Source organism: Agrobacterium deltaense RV3 (assembly GCF_900013505.1).
GTDB classification, from domain to species: Bacteria; Pseudomonadota; Alphaproteobacteria; order Rhizobiales; family Rhizobiaceae; genus Agrobacterium; species Agrobacterium leguminum.
Map to the genome: position 1 here is coordinate 1,613,147 of NZ_LT009745.1, position 17,780 is coordinate 1,630,926.

General features: G+C 62.2%; 16 protein-coding genes. 5 read left to right on the forward strand and 11 right to left on the reverse strand.

All coding sequences use genetic code 11. The features are described 5' to 3' along the window. Window positions 1-25 precede the first annotated feature (25 nt). The 5 genes from moaA (at window position 26) to mobB (ending at window position 4,551) form a co-directional block, all read left to right on the forward strand. Complete coding sequence (gene moaA / locus AGR7B_RS08125) at window positions 26-1,075, forward strand: GTP 3',8-cyclase MoaA (protein ID WP_080856432.1); 1,050 nt, start codon at window positions 26-28, stop codon at window positions 1,073-1,075. A 171-nt stretch (window positions 1,076-1,246) separates the two neighbouring features. Beyond that, on the forward strand, window positions 1,247-2,215 hold the full coding sequence (locus tag AGR7B_RS08130; RefSeq protein WP_080856433.1) for a DMT family transporter: 969 nt from the start codon (window positions 1,247-1,249) through the stop codon (window positions 2,213-2,215). 1 nt (window position 2,216) lies between these two features. Further along, window positions 2,217-3,416: a multidrug effflux MFS transporter gene (locus AGR7B_RS08135; RefSeq protein WP_080856434.1), complete on the forward strand. Its 1,200-nt coding sequence runs from the start codon at window positions 2,217-2,219 to the stop codon at window positions 3,414-3,416. Next, on the forward strand, window positions 3,413-4,039 hold the full coding sequence (gene mobA / locus AGR7B_RS08140) for a molybdenum cofactor guanylyltransferase MobA (RefSeq protein ID WP_080856435.1): 627 nt from the start codon (window positions 3,413-3,415) through the stop codon (window positions 4,037-4,039). The genes AGR7B_RS08135 and mobA overlap by 4 nt, the downstream gene beginning before the upstream one ends. Next, window positions 4,036-4,551 carry a molybdopterin-guanine dinucleotide biosynthesis protein B gene (gene mobB, locus AGR7B_RS08145; protein ID WP_080856436.1) on the forward strand — a complete coding sequence of 172 codons (516 nt, stop codon included), beginning with the start codon at window positions 4,036-4,038 and terminating at the stop codon, window positions 4,549-4,551. The genes mobA and mobB overlap by 4 nt, the downstream gene beginning before the upstream one ends. A gap of 294 nt (window positions 4,552-4,845) precedes the next feature. Here mobB and AGR7B_RS08150 read toward each other — a convergent pair whose 3' ends face one another. The 11 genes from AGR7B_RS08150 to AGR7B_RS08200 form a co-directional block, all read right to left on the reverse strand. Then, window positions 4,846-6,411, reverse strand: coding sequence for a LysM peptidoglycan-binding domain-containing M23 family metallopeptidase (locus AGR7B_RS08150; RefSeq protein WP_162934084.1), 1,566 nt, complete (start codon window positions 6,409-6,411; stop codon window positions 4,846-4,848). Window positions 6,412-6,756: 345 nt separating this feature from the next. Continuing rightward, complete coding sequence (locus AGR7B_RS08155; RefSeq protein WP_003522731.1) at window positions 6,757-7,410, reverse strand: protein-L-isoaspartate(D-aspartate) O-methyltransferase; 654 nt, start codon at window positions 7,408-7,410, stop codon at window positions 6,757-6,759. After that, on the reverse strand, window positions 7,407-8,177 hold the full coding sequence (surE, locus tag AGR7B_RS08160) for a 5'/3'-nucleotidase SurE (RefSeq protein ID WP_065655992.1): 771 nt from the start codon (window positions 8,175-8,177) through the stop codon (window positions 7,407-7,409). Before surE ends, AGR7B_RS08155 begins: the two co-directional genes overlap by 4 nt. Window positions 8,178-8,383: 206 nt before the next feature. Then, window positions 8,384-9,667, reverse strand: a complete 1,284-nt coding sequence (gene serS, locus AGR7B_RS08165; protein ID WP_078053082.1) for a serine--tRNA ligase — start codon at window positions 9,665-9,667, stop codon at window positions 8,384-8,386. Window positions 9,668-9,768: 101 nt separating this feature from the next. Beyond that, complete coding sequence (gene tatC, locus AGR7B_RS08170; RefSeq protein WP_065655994.1) at window positions 9,769-10,572, reverse strand: twin-arginine translocase subunit TatC; 804 nt, start codon at window positions 10,570-10,572, stop codon at window positions 9,769-9,771. Further along, a complete protein-coding gene (gene tatB / locus AGR7B_RS08175) occupies window positions 10,569-11,321 on the reverse strand; it encodes a Sec-independent protein translocase protein TatB (protein ID WP_080856438.1) in 753 nt (250 codons plus the stop codon). The genes tatC and tatB overlap by 4 nt, the downstream gene beginning before the upstream one ends. Window positions 11,322-11,478: 157 nt before the next feature. Beyond that, on the reverse strand, window positions 11,479-11,685 hold the full coding sequence (locus tag AGR7B_RS08180; protein WP_003509722.1) for a twin-arginine translocase TatA/TatE family subunit: 207 nt from the start codon (window positions 11,683-11,685) through the stop codon (window positions 11,479-11,481). Between the two features lie 128 nt (window positions 11,686-11,813). Continuing rightward, window positions 11,814-12,548 carry an SMC-Scp complex subunit ScpB gene (gene scpB, locus AGR7B_RS08185; RefSeq protein ID WP_121490410.1) on the reverse strand — a complete coding sequence of 245 codons (735 nt, stop codon included), beginning with the start codon at window positions 12,546-12,548 and terminating at the stop codon, window positions 11,814-11,816. After that, window positions 12,538-13,386, reverse strand: coding sequence for a segregation and condensation protein A (locus AGR7B_RS08190; protein ID WP_003522723.1), 849 nt, complete (start codon window positions 13,384-13,386; stop codon window positions 12,538-12,540). Before AGR7B_RS08190 ends, scpB begins: the two co-directional genes overlap by 11 nt. A gap of 58 nt (window positions 13,387-13,444) precedes the next feature. Continuing rightward, a complete protein-coding gene (gene nagZ, locus AGR7B_RS08195) occupies window positions 13,445-14,461 on the reverse strand; it encodes a beta-N-acetylhexosaminidase (protein ID WP_080856439.1) in 1,017 nt (338 codons plus the stop codon). A 261-nt stretch (window positions 14,462-14,722) separates the two neighbouring features. Next, window positions 14,723-17,746, reverse strand: coding sequence for an SPOR domain-containing protein (locus AGR7B_RS08200; protein ID WP_080856440.1), 3,024 nt, complete (start codon window positions 17,744-17,746; stop codon window positions 14,723-14,725). Window positions 17,747-17,780 lie beyond the last annotated feature (34 nt).

The following is a 17,780-nucleotide window of genomic DNA, read 5'->3' on the forward strand; positions in this document are numbered from 1 at the left end:
GCGCAAGGCGCATTGAGGATGAGACGTGAACGGTTTCTCCGGCTCGCTTGAAAAAGCGAAAACCCTGACGGAAAACAGCACACCGATGGTGGACCCTTTCGGCCGCGCAATCACCTATCTGCGCGTTTCCGTCACCGACCGCTGCGATTTCCGCTGCACCTATTGCATGTCCGAACACATGACCTTCCTGCCGAAGAAGGACCTTCTGACGCTCGAAGAACTCGACCGGCTCTGTTCCGTCTTCATAACGCGCGGCGTGCGCAAGCTGAGGCTGACCGGTGGCGAGCCGCTGGTGCGCAAGAACATCATGTCGCTGGTGCGAAATCTCGGCCGGCATGTGCGCACAGGCGCCCTCACCGAGCTGACGCTGACCACCAACGGCTCGCAGCTTGCGAAATTCGCCGCAGAACTCGCCGATTGCGGCGTGCGCCGCATCAACGTGTCGCTCGATACGCTCGACCGCGACAAATTCCGCCACATCACCCGCTGGGGCGATCGTGACCGCGTCATGGAGGGGCTAGACGCCGCCCAGGCCGCAGGCATCAAGATCAAGCTCAACGCGGTGGCGCTGAAGGACTTCAACGACGCCGAGATTCCCGACCTCATGCGTTTCGCCCATGGTCGCGGCATGGACCTGACCGTGATCGAAACCATGCCGATGGGCGAGATCGAGGAAGACCGGACCGACCGCTACCTGCCGCTTTCGCAGTTGCGCGCCGATCTGGAAAAGAGCTTCACGCTCATCGACAGCGATTACCAGACCGGCGGCCCCGCCCGTTACGTCACGGTGAAGGAAACCGGAGGCCGGCTCGGCTTCATCACGCCGATGACGCATAATTTCTGCGAAAGCTGCAACCGCGTCCGCCTCACCTGCACCGGCACGCTTTATATGTGCCTGGGCCAGGATGACGCCGCCGATCTGCGCACCGCGCTGCGCGCCTCCGGCAGCGACGCCTATCTTTCCAGCGCCATTGATGAAGCCCTTCTGCGCAAGCCGAAGGGGCATGATTTCATCATTGACCGCACCCACAACCGGCCTGCCGTCTCTCGCCATATGAGCGTGACCGGCGGCTGAGCGACGGCTGAAACTGTTTCTCGTCCACCCACCCATATAAACGGTTGAAATGCCGGCTGTGCCGTGCCACGTCTCTTTACATGGAGGAATGCGCGGTCACGCCGGAAAGGCGGCCCAAACCGCCCCGAAAGGGCGGCCGGGAAAATCGTGCATGGTCTGGGATATTTTGGAATGGCATTGACGGACAATACGCGCGGCGCCCTATTCATGGCGCTCGCCATGGCAAGCTTCACGGCCAATGACGCCCTGACGAAATCCGTCACCCCTTATATCAACACCGGCCAGATCATGTTCGTCCGCGGCATCATGACGGTGGTGCTGATCTATATCGCCGCCCGCCATTTCGGCGCGCTTCGGCCGCTGAAAACCCTCCTGCGCCCCATCATCATCCTGCGCTGTCTCTGCGAGGTGACGGCGGCCGTGCTCTATCTGACGGCGCTCGGCCTTATCGAATTTTCCAATGCCTCGGCCATATTGCAGTCCCTGCCCCTGGTGGTGACGCTGGGTGCGGCGCTGTTCCTGCGCGAACCCGTGGGCTGGCGGCGCTGGGTGGCGATCATCGTCGGTTTTATCGGCGTGCTCGTCATCATCAGGCCCGGCCCGGAAGGCTTCACGCCGGGTGCGCTTCTGGTCGTCGCATCGCTCGCCGTCACTGCTGCGCGCGATCTGCTGACCCGGAAAATGTATGCCGATGTGCCCTCGCTCGCCATCACCGTCATCACCGCCTTCGTCAACATGGCGGTGGGCGGCCTGCTGATCGTGCCCTTCGGCGGCTGGCAACCGATGAACTTCATGATCGTGTCGCATCTGGCGGCTTCGGCCATTCTGGTGCTGGTCGGTTATCAGGCGATCATACTGTCGATGCGATCAGGCGAAATCTCCTTCGTCGCGCCGTTCCGTTATACCGGCCTGCTCTGGGGTTTCATGATCGGCGTGTTCTTCTTCAACGAAAAGATCGACAATTACACTATCGTCGGCGCCATAATCGTCATCGGCTCCGGCCTTTATACCTTCTACCGCGAAAGCCTGCGCAAGCGCTCGCAGATGGCCAAGCGCGCAGCCGCCACACCCACCGCCGCGACCACGGTACGGCCGGCTTCCGTAACGAAAACTGCCGTAACGGAAGAGGCGGGAGAATGACATGAACAGCGGCCGTTTTCTGGACAGGACCACCCCGCCCCACATCATCACGCTGGTCGTCATCGCCGGCGTCGCGGCGCTGTGCATGAATGTGTTTCTGCCCTCGCTTGCGGCCATGGCGGTTTATTTCGAGACCGACTACGCGGTGATGCAATTTGCTGTTTCGGGTTATCTTGCCGCCACCGCCTGCCTGCAGCTCATCATCGGCCCGCTTTCCGATCTCTTCGGACGCCGCCCGGTCATGCTGGCCAGCATCGCCATCATGATCGTCGCAACGCTCGCCTGCATGCTGGCGCCCAATATCACCGTCTTCATGATCGGGCGCGTCGCGCAGGCGGCCGTCGTTTCCGGCTTCGTGCTGGCGCGCGCCATCGTGCGCGACATGGTGCCGATGGAACAGGCGGCCTCGATGATCGGTTACGTGACCATGGGCATGTCTGTGGTGCCGATGGTGGGGCCGACGGTTGGCGGCCTGCTTAACGACATTTCCGGCTGGCAATCGAGCTTTGCACTCCTTGCCCTGCTCGGCGTCGGCATTCTGGTTCTTGCCTGGTTCGATCTCGGAGAAACCAACCACAATAAATCGGCGAGCTTTTCGCAGCAGTTTCACGCCTGGCCGGAACTGTTGCGCTCGCCGCTGTTCTGGGGTTACGCGCTGACCTCGACCTTCTCATCGGGCATGTTCTTCTCCTTCCTCGGCGGCGCGCCTTTCGTCGGCAGCGTGCTTTACGGGCTTGCGCCGGCCATGCTCGGCCTGCAATTCTTCTTTATGGCCAGCGGTTACATGCTCGGCAACTTCATCTCCGGCCGTTATGCCAGCGAAATCGGCATTACCCGCATGATGCTGTCGGGCAATGTCATCGCCATTGCGGGCATCGCCACGACCATGCTGCTGATCTCCGCCGGGGCGGAAAGCGCCTATGCGTTTTTCGTGCCGCTCGCCTTGATCGGCGTCGGCAACGGCGTGACACTGCCAAGCGCCAATGCCGGCATGGTCAGCGTCCAGCCGCATCTGGCCGGTTCCGCCTCCGGCCTCGGCGGCGCGATGACCATCGGCGGCGGCGCAGCGCTCTCGGTGCTCGCCTCCTCGGTCCTGTCCAGAGAAGACGGAACCTGGCCGCTTCTTCTGGTGATGCTGGCGACCGGCCTTGTCGCCCTCCTCACCACCTATATCGTAAGGCTGCAGGAAAAGCGGGAATGACGGCCCCTTTCGAAATACCCGGTCTCGTGCTCGCCGGTGGGCTTTCGCGGCGTATGGGCAGTAACAAGGCGATGGTGCAATTGGGCGATGCGCCCCTCATCTCCCACGTCATCAGCCGCATCACGCCGCAGGTCTCAGATGTCACCATCAATGCGGCCAATGGCTGGGCGGAGAGTTTCGGCCTGCCGCTGCTGCCCGATACGCTGAAGGGCCATGCCGGGCCGCTCGCGGGTATTCTGGCCGGCATGCGCCATTTCCAGCACCGCGGGGATGCGGCGAGCCACTTTCTGACGGCGCCTGCCGACAGCCCGTTTTTCCCGGACGATCTCGTGGCGCGGCTTTGCGAACACCTTTCGGACAATGCAATCGTCATCGCCGCCTCCAGCGGCCAGCTTCATCCGGTTTTTGCGCTGTGGCCGCTGGCGCTGGCCGACGATCTCGAGGCGTGGCTGAAGAACGATGCCAACCGGCGCATCCGCGCTTATCTCGCCCGGCATGTCACCCTCGGCGTGGCCTTCCCGCCGCTGGAAACGGCAAAGGGCAGCCTCGATCCGTTCTTCAACATCAACACGCCGGATGAACTGGCGCTGGCGCGCAGCTATCTGGAGAACCTGCAATCATGACGGAACAAAAGGTCTTCGGCATCGCCGGCTGGAAGAACTCGGGCAAGACCGGCCTTGCGGTCCGTATCGTCACCGAGCTGACGGCGCGCGGCTACCGCGTCTCCACCATCAAGCACGCCCATCATGATTTCGATATCGACAAGGTCGGCGCGGATAGCTGGCGTCACCGCCAGGCCGGCGCACACGAGGTCACCATCGTTTCCGGCACCCGCTTCGCCATCATGCATGAATTGCGTGGCGAACCGGAACCCTCTTTCGAGGATATTCTCGCCCGCCTCGCCCCCTGCGATCTGGTGCTGATCGAAGGCTACAAATACGAGCCGGTGCCGAAGATCGAAGCACGCCGGCTGGAGGCCGCCAAGACCGAACCGCTTGCACCGCTCGATCCGCATATCGTCGCAATCGCCGCCGATCACGCGGTGACGGACACGGCGCTACCGGTTTTCGATCTCGACGATACCGGCGCGATTGCCGATTTCATCGAGAAGACGGTGGGGCTGGTTAGGGCGTAAACAGGCGTCGGAACGGAGCGGCGTCGGCGCCCAGGCCGCCTCCCCACTTCCGTCATACCGGCCCTGAGCCGGTATCCAGCCAGCCCAAGTCCTTGGGCTGAAAGGACTCCATCGCCGCGCCGACGCGCGTCGGCTGGATGCCGGATCAGGCCCGGCATGACGGAGGAGATGTGCCGTAAAACCGAAACCCACAACGCCTGCCGCAACGCCGACGTAACCTCCCGTGATCCCCCACCCCAAAAATGAAAAAGCCGGGCTCTTCACCCGGCTTCATCATTCCTTGAGACGCAATACCTATTCAAGGAAACTGGAGGGGTTCACCGGCGTCGCATCCTTGCGAACTTCGAAGTGAACCTGCGGACGCTTGGCGCTGCCGGTCATGCCCGATGTGGCGATGGTCTGGCCGCGCTGGACCTTCTGACCGCGCTGCACGTCGAGATTGGCGGCATTGCCGTAAACGGTGACCTTGCCGTCGTCATGGCGGACAAGAACCGTGTTGCCGAGCTGCTTCAGGCCGTTGCCCGCATAGATGACCACGCCGTTTTCAGCGGCCTTGATCGGCGTGCCTTCCGGAACGGAGATGTTGATGCCATCGTTGCGGCTGCCTTCGACATTATCGCCGAAATTGTTGATGACCGCGCCGCGAACCGGCCAGCGATATTTGCCGATGCCCGTGGATTCCGGTGCGACGGAAGCCATGTCGGCCTTTTTCTCGATGTCGCTGACACTGGCGGTGGCTGGTGTGGCAGGTGCAGTCGGAGCCGCGGCAGCAGCCGGTGCCTTGTAGGGCTCAGGCTTGGCGGATGCGGTTTCGACCGGCTTGGCCGCTTCCTTGGCGGGAACGGAAGCCGTCTTGATGGCATCCGTCGAAGCGCCAGGCATGTTGAGCGTCTGGCCGACGCGGATGCTTTCGTTGCTGAGACCGTTTGCCGCCTTGAGGGCAGAGACCGACACGCCGTTTTCGCGGGCAATCTTCGCCAGGCTATCGCCCGGCTGAACCTTGTAGCCGCCGGTGGGCGGCAGCGGCTTGCCGCCGGGAGGCGTCAGCTTGCCGGTTTCGGAGGAAACCTTGTCACGGGCGGCGGCCTGCGACGGCAGCACGGCCACATTCCCTTCAGGACTACGCAGCGGTGTCGGCTGGTCGCCATTGCGGTTGAGAGCGATATCGCCGGCCGCGTCCTTGGCGGCATTGCGGACCTGACCGAACTTCGGAATGAGGATCGACTGGCCGGCCTGCGCCGAAGATGCGGTCTTCAGACCGTTGACGCGCAGCAGTTCCTTTTCCGGAACGCCGTAGCGGTTGGAGAGGGTCGCGATGCTTTCGCCGGGACGCAAGGTCACGGAGGAAGCGCCGTCGGTGTGCCAGCCGTTCTTGTCTGAACGGACGGTTGCGGTCGTCAGATTGTCGGTGACGGGAGCGGCAGCCTGACGGGCGGGCGCAGCAAGCGACGGCGCGGCCTTGGGCTGAGCGGACGGGAAAGGCTGGGCCATGGCTTCGTTGCGGGTCGACGGATCGCGGCTTGCCACGGCCGTCGGCGCCGACAGCTCGGAACGCTGCACCGGAGAGGCCGAAGCCGAGCGGGCCGTGGAAGGCTGAACGCCGCCATAACCACCCGATTGCGGATAGGAATTGCCCGCCATGTTCTGGTTGGCATAACCGCCCTGCGGTGCGGCAGAGGCGTAACCGCCATTCATGTCGCCCTGCGGAACCGGGGCCTGCCCGTAAGCACCGCCGCCCTGACGGGCAGGAATTGACGCCGTGGTCATCTGATCCGGTCCACTGGAAAAGAGGCCGCTGAACCGCGTTGCATCCGAGCTACAGCCCGTTGCGACGCTTGCCAGCAATGCCGCTGCGAACATTTTTGCGACTGATTTTCCGATTTTAGACGAATGTCTCATACGCATGACTCGATCTACACTGACGCCAACCCGCCGCATCGAGACCGATCCGGCACAAATTTCACTTCTTGCAAGGCCCATTTCCCGAGGTGGGGAAAACCATGCGTCGATGTTTATGATTAAAGCGCGTTAGTGTTACCACGCCGTTAAAACGTTAAGCCGTTCAGCGCTTTTTTGACACTTCGATAACCATGACGAAAACCGGATGCGTCATGTTGATACAATAATGATATTAAAAATCAGATAGTTGCGGCAATTCAGAACATTAGGAGACAAAAATAGAATGTCTCCAAAATTTTCATTTTGTCACAAATGACGCGCAATATGAGTGCTGAGCGGCAGGTAAGGCGCCTCGAACAGCTCTTCCTTCTCGAAGCGGCTGCCAGTCTTGGAGAAGCGCGTCATCACGCAACGCTCGTCTTCGAGAATGATCGGCGCGATCATCATGCCGCCCGAAACGATCTGCTCGGCAAAGAAGCGGGGCATGGTGGTGAAGGCGGCGGTGGAAACGATTCGGTCGAAGGTGCCCTCGCCCACCAGGCCGTTGCTGCCATCCGCCTGACGGATGACAACGTTGCGGATGGAGAGATCGTCGAGACAGTTCTGCGCCTGCTGCACCAGCGTCTTGTAACGCTCCAGCGAAAAGACCCGTTCTACCCGGCGAGCGATGATCGCGGTCATGAAACCGCTGCCCGTGCCGATTTCCAGCACGCGCTGACCGGGTTTCAGTTGCAGCCGGGCAAGGATTTTCACCGCCATGTCGGCGCCTTCCATGAAGGCGCCGCAGTCGATGGGAATCGTGCGGCTGGAATAGGCGTCCGCCGCAAATTGCGGCGGCACGAATTTGGAGCGTGGTGTCTGCTCGACCGCCGTCAGAAGGTCGAGATCGGAAATCCCCTCGCCCCTTAAGCGGAGAACGAGAGCGGCAAAACCTTCCTTTTCGACCATTGCGGATTTCAATCGGCGACTCCGAATCCAAGTGCTTGCGCAACCCGATCCTTCACCGTGTAGTCCGTCAGGTCAAGCTTAAGCGGCGTGACGGAAATCTTGCCATGTTTCAAAGCGTGGATATCGGTGCCTTCGCGGAAGGTGCCGAGACGCTCGCCGAAGCGCAGCCAGTAATAGGGAAAACCGCGGCCATCCTGGCGTTCTTCCACCGTCAGGCCAAAATCGAGCTTGCCCTGCCCGGTCACGGAAACGCCCTGCACATCCTTGGGCGCGCAATTTGGGAAATTCAGATTGAGGAAGGTGCCATCGGGCAGTTCCACATTCATCAGCTTGCGCAAGAGGTCCGGCGCATAGGTCTCGGCGACTTCCCATGGCACGACGCGGCCGTCGACGTGGCTAAAGGCCTGGCTGAGCGCAAAGGAGCGCACGCCCTGCAGCGTGCCTTCGATGGCGCCGGCAATGGTGCCGGAATAGGTCACGTCATCGGCCATATTGGCGCCGGCATTGACGCCGGAGAGCACGAGATCGGGCTTTTCCGGCAGGACTTCGCGAATGCCCATGATGACGCAATCGGTCGGCGTGCCGCGCAGCGCGAAATGCTTGTCGGAAACTTTTCGCAGACGTAGCGGTTCGGACAGGGTCAGCGAGTGCGCAAGACCGCTCTGGTCGGTCTCCGGCGCGACGATCCAGACATCGTCGGACAGCGTGCGGGCGATACGCTCCAGCACCGCCAGACCTTCGGCGTGGATACCGTCGTCATTGGTCAGCAAAATCCGCATGTTTTCCTCCGCTGCTGTATCCCACTATGAGGACACAATGATTTCTCTCACAGAAGCACCCCCACGACCGTCATTCCGGCCTTGAGCCGGAATCCAGTCGACGCGCGTCTGCGCGGCGGGAAGAGTCTTTTTCAGCCCAAGGACTTGGGCTGGCTGGATTCCGGCTCAAGGCCGGAATGACGGCCGCGTCTTTAGCAGACGAACAATCAGGCCGCTTTCTCAATCCGCTTCAGACCGCCCATATAGGGCAGCAGCACGTCTGGAATTGTGACGGAACCGTCCTCGTTCAGATAATTTTCGAGAACCGCGATCAGGCAGCGGCCGACAGCCGTGCCGGAGCCGTTCAGCGTGTGCACGAACTTCGTCGCCTTGTCGTCCTTGCCGCGATAACGCGCATTCATGCGCCGCGCCTGGAAATCGCCGCAGACCGAGCAGGACGAAATTTCGCGATAGGTGTTCTGCCCGGGCAGCCACACTTCCAGATCGTAGGTCTTGCGGGCGCTGAAACCCATATCGCCGGTGCAGAGCGTCATGGTGCGGAAATGCAGGCCAAGGCGCTTCAGCACTTCCTCGGCGCAGGCCGTCATGCGCTCATGTTCGGCAACGGCGCTTTCCGCATCGGTAATGGAGACGAGCTCGCACTTCCAGAACTGGTGCTGGCGCAGCATGCCGCGCGTGTCGCGACCGGCCGAGCCCGCTTCCGAACGGAAGGACGGCGTCAGCGCCGTGAAGCGCAGCGGCAGCTTTTCCTGGTCGAGAATTTCGCCGGAGACGAGATTGGTCAGCGTCACTTCCGCTGTCGGGATCAGCCAGCGGCCATCCGTGGTCCTGAACAGGTCTTCGGTGAATTTCGGCAATTGGCCGGTGCCGAACATCGCCTCGTCGCGCACCATCAACGGCGAGGACACCTCGGTATAACCGTGTTCGCCCGTGTGCAGGTCTATCATGAACTGGCCGAGCGCCCGTTCCAGACGCGCGAGCTGGCTGGTCAGCACGGTAAAACGTGCACCGGAAAGCTTGGCGGCGCGCTCGAAATCCATATAGCCGAGCGCTTCGCCGATATCGAAGTGTTCCCTGGCCTCGTGGTTCCAGCCGGGCTTCTGGCCGACCACACGGGCCACCACATTGTCATGCTCGTCATTGCCGTCGGGCACGTCGTCAAAGGGCATGTTGGGCAGACGCGACAGGGCATCGTTGAGCTCGGCGGTGACCTGACGGTCCTCCTCCTCCGCGCGCGGCATGTTTTCCTTGAGATCGGCGACTTCGGCTTTAAGCTTTTCTGCAAGCTCCATGTTCTTCTGCGCCATGGCGGCGCCGATTTCCTTGGAGGCGGCATTGCGGCGCGACTGCATATCCTGCAGGGACTGGATGACGGAACGGCGCTTTTCATCGAGCGCGATCAGGCCGCTGGCGGCGGGCTCAGCACCTCGGCGCGCAAGCGCCGCATCGAAAGCTTCGGGGTTTTCGCGTATCCATTTAATGTCGTGCATCGTCGTTCCAGACCGTTGTTGCATCGTCGCGTTTTACAGCAAAACGCCGGGCATAAGCCCGGCGCGAGGAAATGTCGTGAGCGGCGAGACCTTCAAGAATGTCAGGTCTCCTCCAGCTCCGTGCTTGCGGATTCTGCCGCACGTTTCCTCTCCACGAGTCGAGCCATGTAGATGGAAATCTCGTAGAGAATGATCGCAGGCAGCGCAAGACCGATCTGGGACATGGGATCCGGCGGCGTCAGCACGGCGGCGACCACGAAGGCGAGGACGATCGCGAACTTACGCTTTTCCCGCAGCCAGTCGCTGGTCAAAAGCCCAACGCGCGCCAGAAGCGTGGTCACGACAGGCAGCTGGAACACCAGACCGAAGGAGAGAACCAGCGTCATGATGAGGCTGAGATATTCCGATACCTTCGGCATCAGCGAAATCGCCACCTCGCCGTCCTCGGGCAATTGCTGCATGGCGAGGAAGAACCACATGACCATGGGCGTGAAGAAGAAATAGACGAGCGCCGCACCGATGAGGAAAAGGATCGGCGACGCGATGAGGAACGGCAGGAAAGCCGCCCGTTCGTTCTTATAGAGACCGGGCGCCACGAATTTATAGAGCTGCGAGGCGACCACCGGAAACGAGATCACCATCGCGCCGAACATGGCGACCTTGATCTGCGTGAAGAAGAATTCCTGCGGCGCGGTGTAGATCAGCGACGATTTCGTGACATCGAGGCCCGCCCACAGAACCGCCCATTTGTAAGGAATGACGAGCAGGTTGAACAGGTGCTTGGCAACGGCGAAACAGGCGATGAAGGCGACGAAGAACGCGCCGAGCGCCCAGATCAGCCGCGTGCGCAACTCCATGAGATGCTCGATAAGCGGCTGCGGCTTGTCCTCGATATCCCCGCTCATGCTTCATCCTTTTTGGGCTTTGCAGCCTTGGTTTTTGCCGTTTTCGCCGGCTTGGTCTCGGCCACAACCGCCTTGTCTGCGGCCGACTTCCTGACGGCAGCCTTTTTGGCGATGGCCTTCACGGTGGGATTGGAAACGGCAGGCTCACTGGTTTTCGCGGCGGTTTTCGTAACCGGGGCGGTTTCGGGTGTCGCCGCTGCGGCCTTGCTGCGGGCGGCGCGTTTGGGCTTGGCGGCAACCGCTTCGGCCTCCACGGTCGCAATCGATTTCGCCCGCGCGCGCCTCGGCTTCTCCTCCGCAGCGACGGCTGCGGCGACCGACGCGGCGGATGCGGCGACAACAGGCGGCGCATCCGGCAGCTTCATCTCCGGCTCGGGCACGCTCACCAGCGGCGCAACCGGCTCGCTTGTGACGGGCGCAGGGGTGGAAGACAGGCCGTCCGGTGGGGTGGTCGCCTTCTGCAGATCGGACTTGATCTCATTGCCAAGCTGGCGAAGCGGGTTCATCGCATCGCGCAGCGAATTGGTGGGGTTGAGATTGCGGACATCGGAGATGGTCTGGCGCACATCGTCCATGTCGGCCTCTTTGAGGGCCTCGTCGAACTGGGTGCGGAAATCCCCCGCCATCTTGCGAAGGCCGGCCATCGTCTTGCCGAAAGCGCGGATCATGGGCGGCAAGTCCTTCGGCCCGACGACCACGATCAACACGACCGCAATCACCAGAAGCTCGCTCCAGCCGATATCTAACATCAATATGCTCCCGAGACCCTAGCGCATCGGCCCCAAAAATCTGAATCGATTTTCGACCGGAACGATGCGCAACATACAAGTGGTAGAGCGTCCTTTTGCGTCCGAAAGAACGCACGGCGCTCTAGCGCCAGTCCCACACCAAGCGGCGACAGGCCGCTTACTTGATCTCGTCAGCCTTGTGGTCGACGGTCTTCGTGTTGGCATCGGCCGGCGGCGGCGTCTGGTCTTCGTCAGCCATGCCCTTCTTGAAGCTCTTGATGCCCTTTGCGACATCGCCCATCAATTCCGGGATCTTGCCGCGTCCGAATAGGACGAGAACGATCACCAGCACGATGAGCCAATGCCACACACTAAAAGAACCCATAACTGAAACTCCTGAATTTCGCTTTCAGACGATGTAAGACGTTTGAAAGGCTTTTTCAAACGACAAATCGTCGCTTCAACAGCGAGTGCGCATAAAGTTTTCGTGGCCCCGCCAACAGGATGGCGATATCAGTCGTCGCCATCACCGCCGCCCGGCGCAAGCAGGCCCAGTTCCTCGAGATCGAGCTGCGTGATCGGGTCTTCGTCCTCACGCAATTCGTCGCTCATCATCGGCAGAGGAACGCCGAAATTAGAGGGAATGCGGCCCGAAAGCAGCCCTGCCCCCTTCAGCTCTTCGAGGCCCGGCAGATCGCGCAATTCCTCAAGGCCGAAATGGTCGAGAAACTCCACCGTGGTGCCGATCGTCACCGGCCTGCCGGGGGTACGCCTGCGGCCACGGAACCTGACCCAGCCCGCCTCCATCAGCACGTCAAGCGTGCCGCGCGAGGTCTGAACGCCGCGGATTTCCTCGATTTCGGCGCGTGTCACCGGTTGATGATATGCGATAATCGCCAGAACTTCCAGCGCCGCGCGCGACAGCTTCTTCGGCTCCTTTTCCTCGGCGCGGATGACGAAGGAAAGATCGCCGGCGGTGCGGAAGGCCCATTGCCCGCCCACCTGCACGAGATTGACGCCCCGCTCCGCATAAAGAACCTTGAGATGCTGCAGAATGGCGACGACATCCATGCCGCGCGGCAGGCGTTCAGCGATGAAAGCCACGGAAACCGGCTCGGACGAGGCAAAGACCAGGGCCTCGGCGATCCGCTCGGCCTCCTTCAATTGGCGCTCGGAAAATACCGTGGGCTCGGGCTCGGCCCCATCGGCCGCGATGGTGGCCTCGGCGGTCTCGTCGTCATTCATCATTGTCAGTCCTTTCGGCATTCACCGCACGGTCGTCTCGTCCACCCTTACGCATATAAATGGGCTGGAAAGCGCCCTCCTGCCGGATTTGCAGCGAGCCCTCGCGCACCAGCTCCAGCGAAGCGGCAAAGGCGCTGGCAATCGCCGTCACCCGCATGGCGGGATCGGGCACATATTGCAGCAGATACTGATCGAGCACGGTCCATTCCCCGACATCGCCGAGGAGATGGGTCAGAAGCTCACGCGCCTCGACAAGCGACCAGACCTGCCGTTTTTCAATAGTGACCTGGGTAATCGCCTGCCGCTGCCGCAGGTTGGCATAGGCGCTCAGGAGATCGTAGAGATTGGCCTCATAGGCCGAGCGGTTGATATGGGGAATATGCTCCGGCGCGCCACGGGCAAAAACATCGCGGCCGAGTTGGGCGCGGTTGACAAGGCGTTCCGCCGCCTCGCGCATCGCTTCCAGGCGTTTCAGCCGGAACGCCAGCGTCGCGGCCATTTCCTCGCCCGAGGGACCGTCATCCTTCGATTGCTGCGGAATGAGGAGCTTGGATTTGAGAAAGGCGAGCCACGCCGCCATGACGAGATAATCGGCCGCAAGCTCAATGCGCACACGGCGCGCGCTTTCCACGAATTGCAGATATTGTTCGGCAAGCGCCAGCACAGAAATGCGCGACAGATCGACCTTCTGCGTGCGGGCAAGATGCAGCAGCAGATCGAGCGGGCCTTCGAAACCCGCGACATCGATGACCAGCCCAGCCTCACCCGTCAACCGCTCCGGCGTTACATCCTGCCAGAGCTTGTCCATCGGTGTTGAATTGCGAGACTTGTCTGCGGCCATTGTTCCATCCGCCGGGCGTCCGGCCTGTCGTCCCGAGTAACGGGCCGCCGCCCGACTGTCAGGAAACGGCCCACATGGCGTTGAATTCGGCTCTCAGCTCCGCTTCGTCGGAAGGGTCCGCAACGGGGAAACCCGCTTCCACGGCCCGCACCCGCTCCAGCGAACGACCTGAAAGAACGGGAACCTCCTTCACGACCTGAAGCATTTCACCCATCACACCGTTGCAATGCAAGACTATATCGCAGCCGCCCGCAACAATATTCGCAGCTCTTTCACCGAGCGTGCCCTTCAGCGCATTCATGGAACTGTCGTCGGACATCAGCAGGCCGTCAAAGCCGATGCGGCCGCGAATGATTTCCTCGATGACCTTCGGCGAGGTCGTCGCCGGCCGCTCGCGGTCGATGGCGTTGAACACCAGATGCGCGCTCATCGCCATCAATTCGCGGTTCAGCGCCCGGAACGGTACGAAATCGTGGGCGTCCAGCTCATCGAGCGGCACATCGACGACCGGCAGTTCATGGTGCGAATCCACCATGCCGCGGCCATGGCCCGGCATATGTTTCATGACAGGCAGCATGCCGCCCGCCTTCAGCCCGTCGGCCGCCGCCTGCCCCATCTCGGCCACCATTGTCGGCGTGTAGCCATAGGCGCGATTACCGATGACATTACTGGCGCCTTCCACCGGCACATCAAGCACCGGCAGGCAATCGACATTTATGCCGAATTTCATCAGGTCAAACGCGTGCAGGCGCGACATCAGCCAGGCGGCGCGCAGACCCGCCCCCCGGTCACGCTCATAGATTTCACCGAGAATGCGGGCGTTTGGATAGGCCTGCAGGATCGGCGGCTTGATACGCTGCACGCGCCCGCCCTCCTGATCGATCAGCACCGGCGCATCTGGCCGCCCGACAGCATCGCGCATGGCGGCGACGAGATCGGTGATCTGCTGCGGCTCGCCAATATTGCGCCCGAACAGGATGAAGCCCCAGGGCTGCTCATCGCGGTAAAGGGCAATCTCGTCGGCAGTCAGCGCAAGCCCGCTGCATCCGAGGATCATAGCTTTGCAATCGGTCATGGTGTCACGCCTGTTACAGAATAGATGGGAAGAACTTTGCCTGATCCTCGGCCAATGCCGGGGCGGCGACGTTTACCGTCCGTCACCTCGGCCTCCGAGCCGGGGTCCAGCGCGATCAAGTCCTTGATCGCGAAAGACTCCTCTCACGGCGCAGACACGCCGTGGCTGGATGCCGGATCAAGTCCGGCATGACGGAGGTTAGGTGCTCCGTCACTGTCGTTAGACAACAGCGCCGGGGTACTATACCCCCCGGCGTCTCTATCACCGCGCCACGAGGCAGCTACCGCCGGCCGAGCGGAACTTTTCGCACAGCGCCACGGCTTCGTTCTTGTCGCCCGCCGGGATGCGGACGCGGTAGAACGTGCCCTTGCCGGCGATTTCGGCGGCCTTGATGTCGACGCCGCGTCCACCGATGACCGAGCCGAACTTGGCCGACATGTTCTGGTAGGACTTCTGGGCTTCCGCCTGGCTCGGCAGCGAGGCGATCTGGATGTAATAGCCACCGGCAGACGGCGTGCTGGTCGCTGCAGGCGTCGCGGCTGCCGTCTGCTGCTGCGCGGCCTGCGGCTGCGCAGGAGCGGTCGCAGGGCGGACATTGCCCTGGTTGGTCACCGTTGCCACCACATTGGCGGGCTGTGAAGACGGACGCGCCGCAGGAAGCGGTGCTGCCGACTGCGCTGCCGGCTTGGCGGCGGCGGCAGGCGTGTTGGCCTGCGGCTGAGCCTGTTCCGGCGCAACCGGTACCCGCGATGCGGCGATGACGGCGGGCGCGCCCTCACCCGGCTTTGCGGTCTGCGGTGCTGCAAGCTCCTCGACCTTGTCGGCCTTCGGCGGCTGGGCTGCCGGTACCTCGACTTCCTGGGCAACCAGCGTGCCGTCAGGCTTGACGATCATGGTGCGGACCTTGCGCGGCGAAACGCCGGTTGCAGCCGAACCTTCGGTCTGCGCGGCCTTTTCTTCTGGCGAAAGCAGGCGCGGATCTTCCGTTTCGCCAACCGGCGTGCTGGCGGCTTCCACATCCACGTCGTTTTCGCCTTCCAGCGGCAACTGTTCGGGGATCAGCGTGCGCTGAACCACATCCACCGGCTGCTCGTTGCTGGAAATCAGCGCCGGCTGCTTCGGATCGGCGGCGCTGCCGCCAGCCACGCGGTCATAAACCGCCTTGTCCTGGTTCGGCACAACGCGACCGCCCGGATTTTCCGGAACGACCTTCATCGGATCGTTATCGGCGGAGATGATGACCGGCGCGCCATTGGAACCGGTGCTGGACGAACCGCCGGAGACCAGCGCGTAAACGCCGCCACCGATCAGCACCAGACCGATTGCAGCGGCAACCGGCATGATCCAGCGGCGACCGCCGCGTTCATCTTCCTCACGATAGGCCGCCTGATGGTCGACATAGGTGTTTTCGGCATCGCGCTGGGCGCTGCCACGGGAAGCCGCAGCCTCCTGCATGGAGCGGCGGAAATCCTCTTCCAGCGCCCGTTCGAATTCATCGGCCTCTTCCGGAGCCTGCGCGGGACGCGCCTGGGCAGCGCCACGGTTTTCCGCGTGCTTATGACGGTCGAGACCGCCGGCAACCGCAGGCGCAAACAGCGTCGCAAGCTCGGTATCGATATCGAGATCTTCCTCGTGGCGGCGCGCGGTCGGCTTGGGTTCGAAAACCCCGACCGGCAGTTCCGGCACGTCCATCTCGATGATGTTTTCCGGATGCTCTTCCGTCTCGCCGATCTGCGAAGGATCGAAAGGCAGGCTTTCCAGCGTCTGCGGCGCGGCTGGCTGCGGTGCTGCGGCGGCCGGACGCGGCTGAACCGCAGCAGCGGCCACGGGTGCGACAACGGCAACGGGAGCCGGGCGCGGCTGAGGTGCCGGCTGTTCCCTCACCGGCTGCGGCGCAACGGCAGCAGCGGCAACCGGAGCGGCTGGCGGCTGACGAACGGGCTGCGGTGCGGGCGCAGGCGCAACTTCCGCCTCGGCAATTTCAGACAGGTCCAGATCAAGATCGAGATCGTCGAGCGCAAGCTCGAAATCATCATCGTTGAAGCCGGCGAAATCCGTGAAATCAAGTTCTTCAGCGGGTGCTGCGGGCGCGGCAGCGACAATCTGCGCTGCCTTCACCGGCGCTGCGGCAATCACGGGCGGCTCTACCTTCGCGGCCTGCGCAGCGGGAACGTCCTGCACCAGCGGTGTTTCGCCGCGACCGGGAATGGAATATTTCGCGACGTCGTAAATCAGCTCGTCCATCGGCGAGAGATGTTTTGCTGCCGGCTTCCCGGCGGCCTCGAACGCCAGAGACTCTGCGGCAGGCGCAAAGGTCTCGGCGACCGGAGGCGTAAAGGACGGCGCGGTCTCTTCCGCCTGCACGACGGCAGGCGCGGCTTCGACCTGCGGCTCGATACGGGCTGCGGCAGGCTGCTGTTCGGAACGCGGCTCGACCCGCTTCGGATCGGCGGCCGAAACATCCCGGCGCGCGCCGAAGTTGGCGAGCGGCAGCCGCAGGCTGGAAAATTCCAGCGAAGAACGGCCGCCATGCGATGGCGGACGCACGGAAACCGGTGCGGGCGCCTCCTCGGCGACAGCTATTTCCACCTCATCGGCGAGATCGAAAGCCTGCGGCTCCGGCGCATAGGAATGAACATCGGCGTGAATGTTGCTCGAAACATCGGCCGGAAGCTCCGGCATCGTGTGCCATTCCGGCTCTACGGGTTCTGCGGCCTGCGGCTCTTCCCATGCCACCTGCTGGGCGGCGGGCTGGTAAACCATCGGCTCGGCGGGACGCGACTGGCGCGAATGCACATCGAAAACTTCCGCCACCGCGGAGGCATCGTCGCGAAAATCCGCACGAATGTCCTGCGTGGTCGTTTCGACGTAGTTGTGAATATAGGCCTGATCGACTTCCGGAAGCGGCTCTTCGATCACCTCCGGTGCGGATGCGGCCACGGGCGCAGGTTCATCCGCCGGTGCAAGCTCGGGCTCGCGGCGGGCGAAAACCGATTCGACACGCTGCATGAAATCTTTGGGGTGGATTCCCGCACGGACATCGTTTGCCGGATCAAGAACGACCGGATCGGCGTGCGGTGCGTCGTAAACCTCGAATTCCCTCAGAAGCTCATCTTCGAGATTGAATTCGGGTTCGCGGCGGGTCACCGATGGCTGAGCCTCGGAACCCGCATGCGAAGGACGATCTTCGAAGCCGACGATACGCGCCAGTTCTGCCAGAGGATCGTTGTCAGCGAACCCTTCGGACCGGGCGTCCCGGTTATACGCGACATTTTTTTCGACCATTACGTGTTCCACCATCTACGCATTGCAGCTCTTG

Excerpts from the sequence above, each read along its gene's own strand:
- AGR7B_RS08130 (WP_080856433.1), top strand. The coding sequence starts at position 1,247 with ATGGCATTGACGGACAATACGCGCGGCGCCCTATTCATGGCGCTCGCC.
- AGR7B_RS08135 (WP_080856434.1), top strand. The coding sequence starts at position 2,217 with ATGAACAGCGGCCGTTTTCTGGACAGGACCACCCCGCCCCACATCATC.
- mobA (WP_080856435.1), top strand. The coding sequence starts at position 3,413 with ATGACGGCCCCTTTCGAAATACCCGGTCTCGTGCTCGCCGGTGGGCTT.
- mobB (WP_080856436.1), top strand. The coding sequence starts at position 4,036 with ATGACGGAACAAAAGGTCTTCGGCATCGCCGGCTGGAAGAACTCGGGC.
- AGR7B_RS08150 (WP_162934084.1), bottom strand. The coding sequence starts at position 6,411 with ATGTTCGCAGCGGCATTGCTGGCAAGCGTCGCAACGGGCTGTAGCTCG.
- surE (WP_065655992.1), bottom strand. The coding sequence starts at position 8,177 with ATGCGGATTTTGCTGACCAATGACGACGGTATCCACGCCGAAGGTCTG.
- serS (WP_078053082.1), bottom strand. The coding sequence starts at position 9,667 with ATGCACGACATTAAATGGATACGCGAAAACCCCGAAGCTTTCGATGCG.
- tatC (WP_065655994.1), bottom strand. The coding sequence starts at position 10,572 with ATGAGCGGGGATATCGAGGACAAGCCGCAGCCGCTTATCGAGCATCTC.
- tatB (WP_080856438.1), bottom strand. The coding sequence starts at position 11,321 with ATGTTAGATATCGGCTGGAGCGAGCTTCTGGTGATTGCGGTCGTGTTG.
- AGR7B_RS08180 (WP_003509722.1), bottom strand. The coding sequence starts at position 11,685 with ATGGGTTCTTTTAGTGTGTGGCATTGGCTCATCGTGCTGGTGATCGTT.
- scpB (WP_121490410.1), bottom strand. The coding sequence starts at position 12,548 with ATGATGAATGACGACGAGACCGCCGAGGCCACCATCGCGGCCGATGGG.
- AGR7B_RS08190 (WP_003522723.1), bottom strand. The coding sequence starts at position 13,386 with ATGGCCGCAGACAAGTCTCGCAATTCAACACCGATGGACAAGCTCTGG.
- nagZ (WP_080856439.1), bottom strand. The coding sequence starts at position 14,461 with ATGACCGATTGCAAAGCTATGATCCTCGGATGCAGCGGGCTTGCGCTG.
- AGR7B_RS08200 (WP_080856440.1), bottom strand. The coding sequence starts at position 17,746 with ATGGTCGAAAAAAATGTCGCGTATAACCGGGACGCCCGGTCCGAAGGG.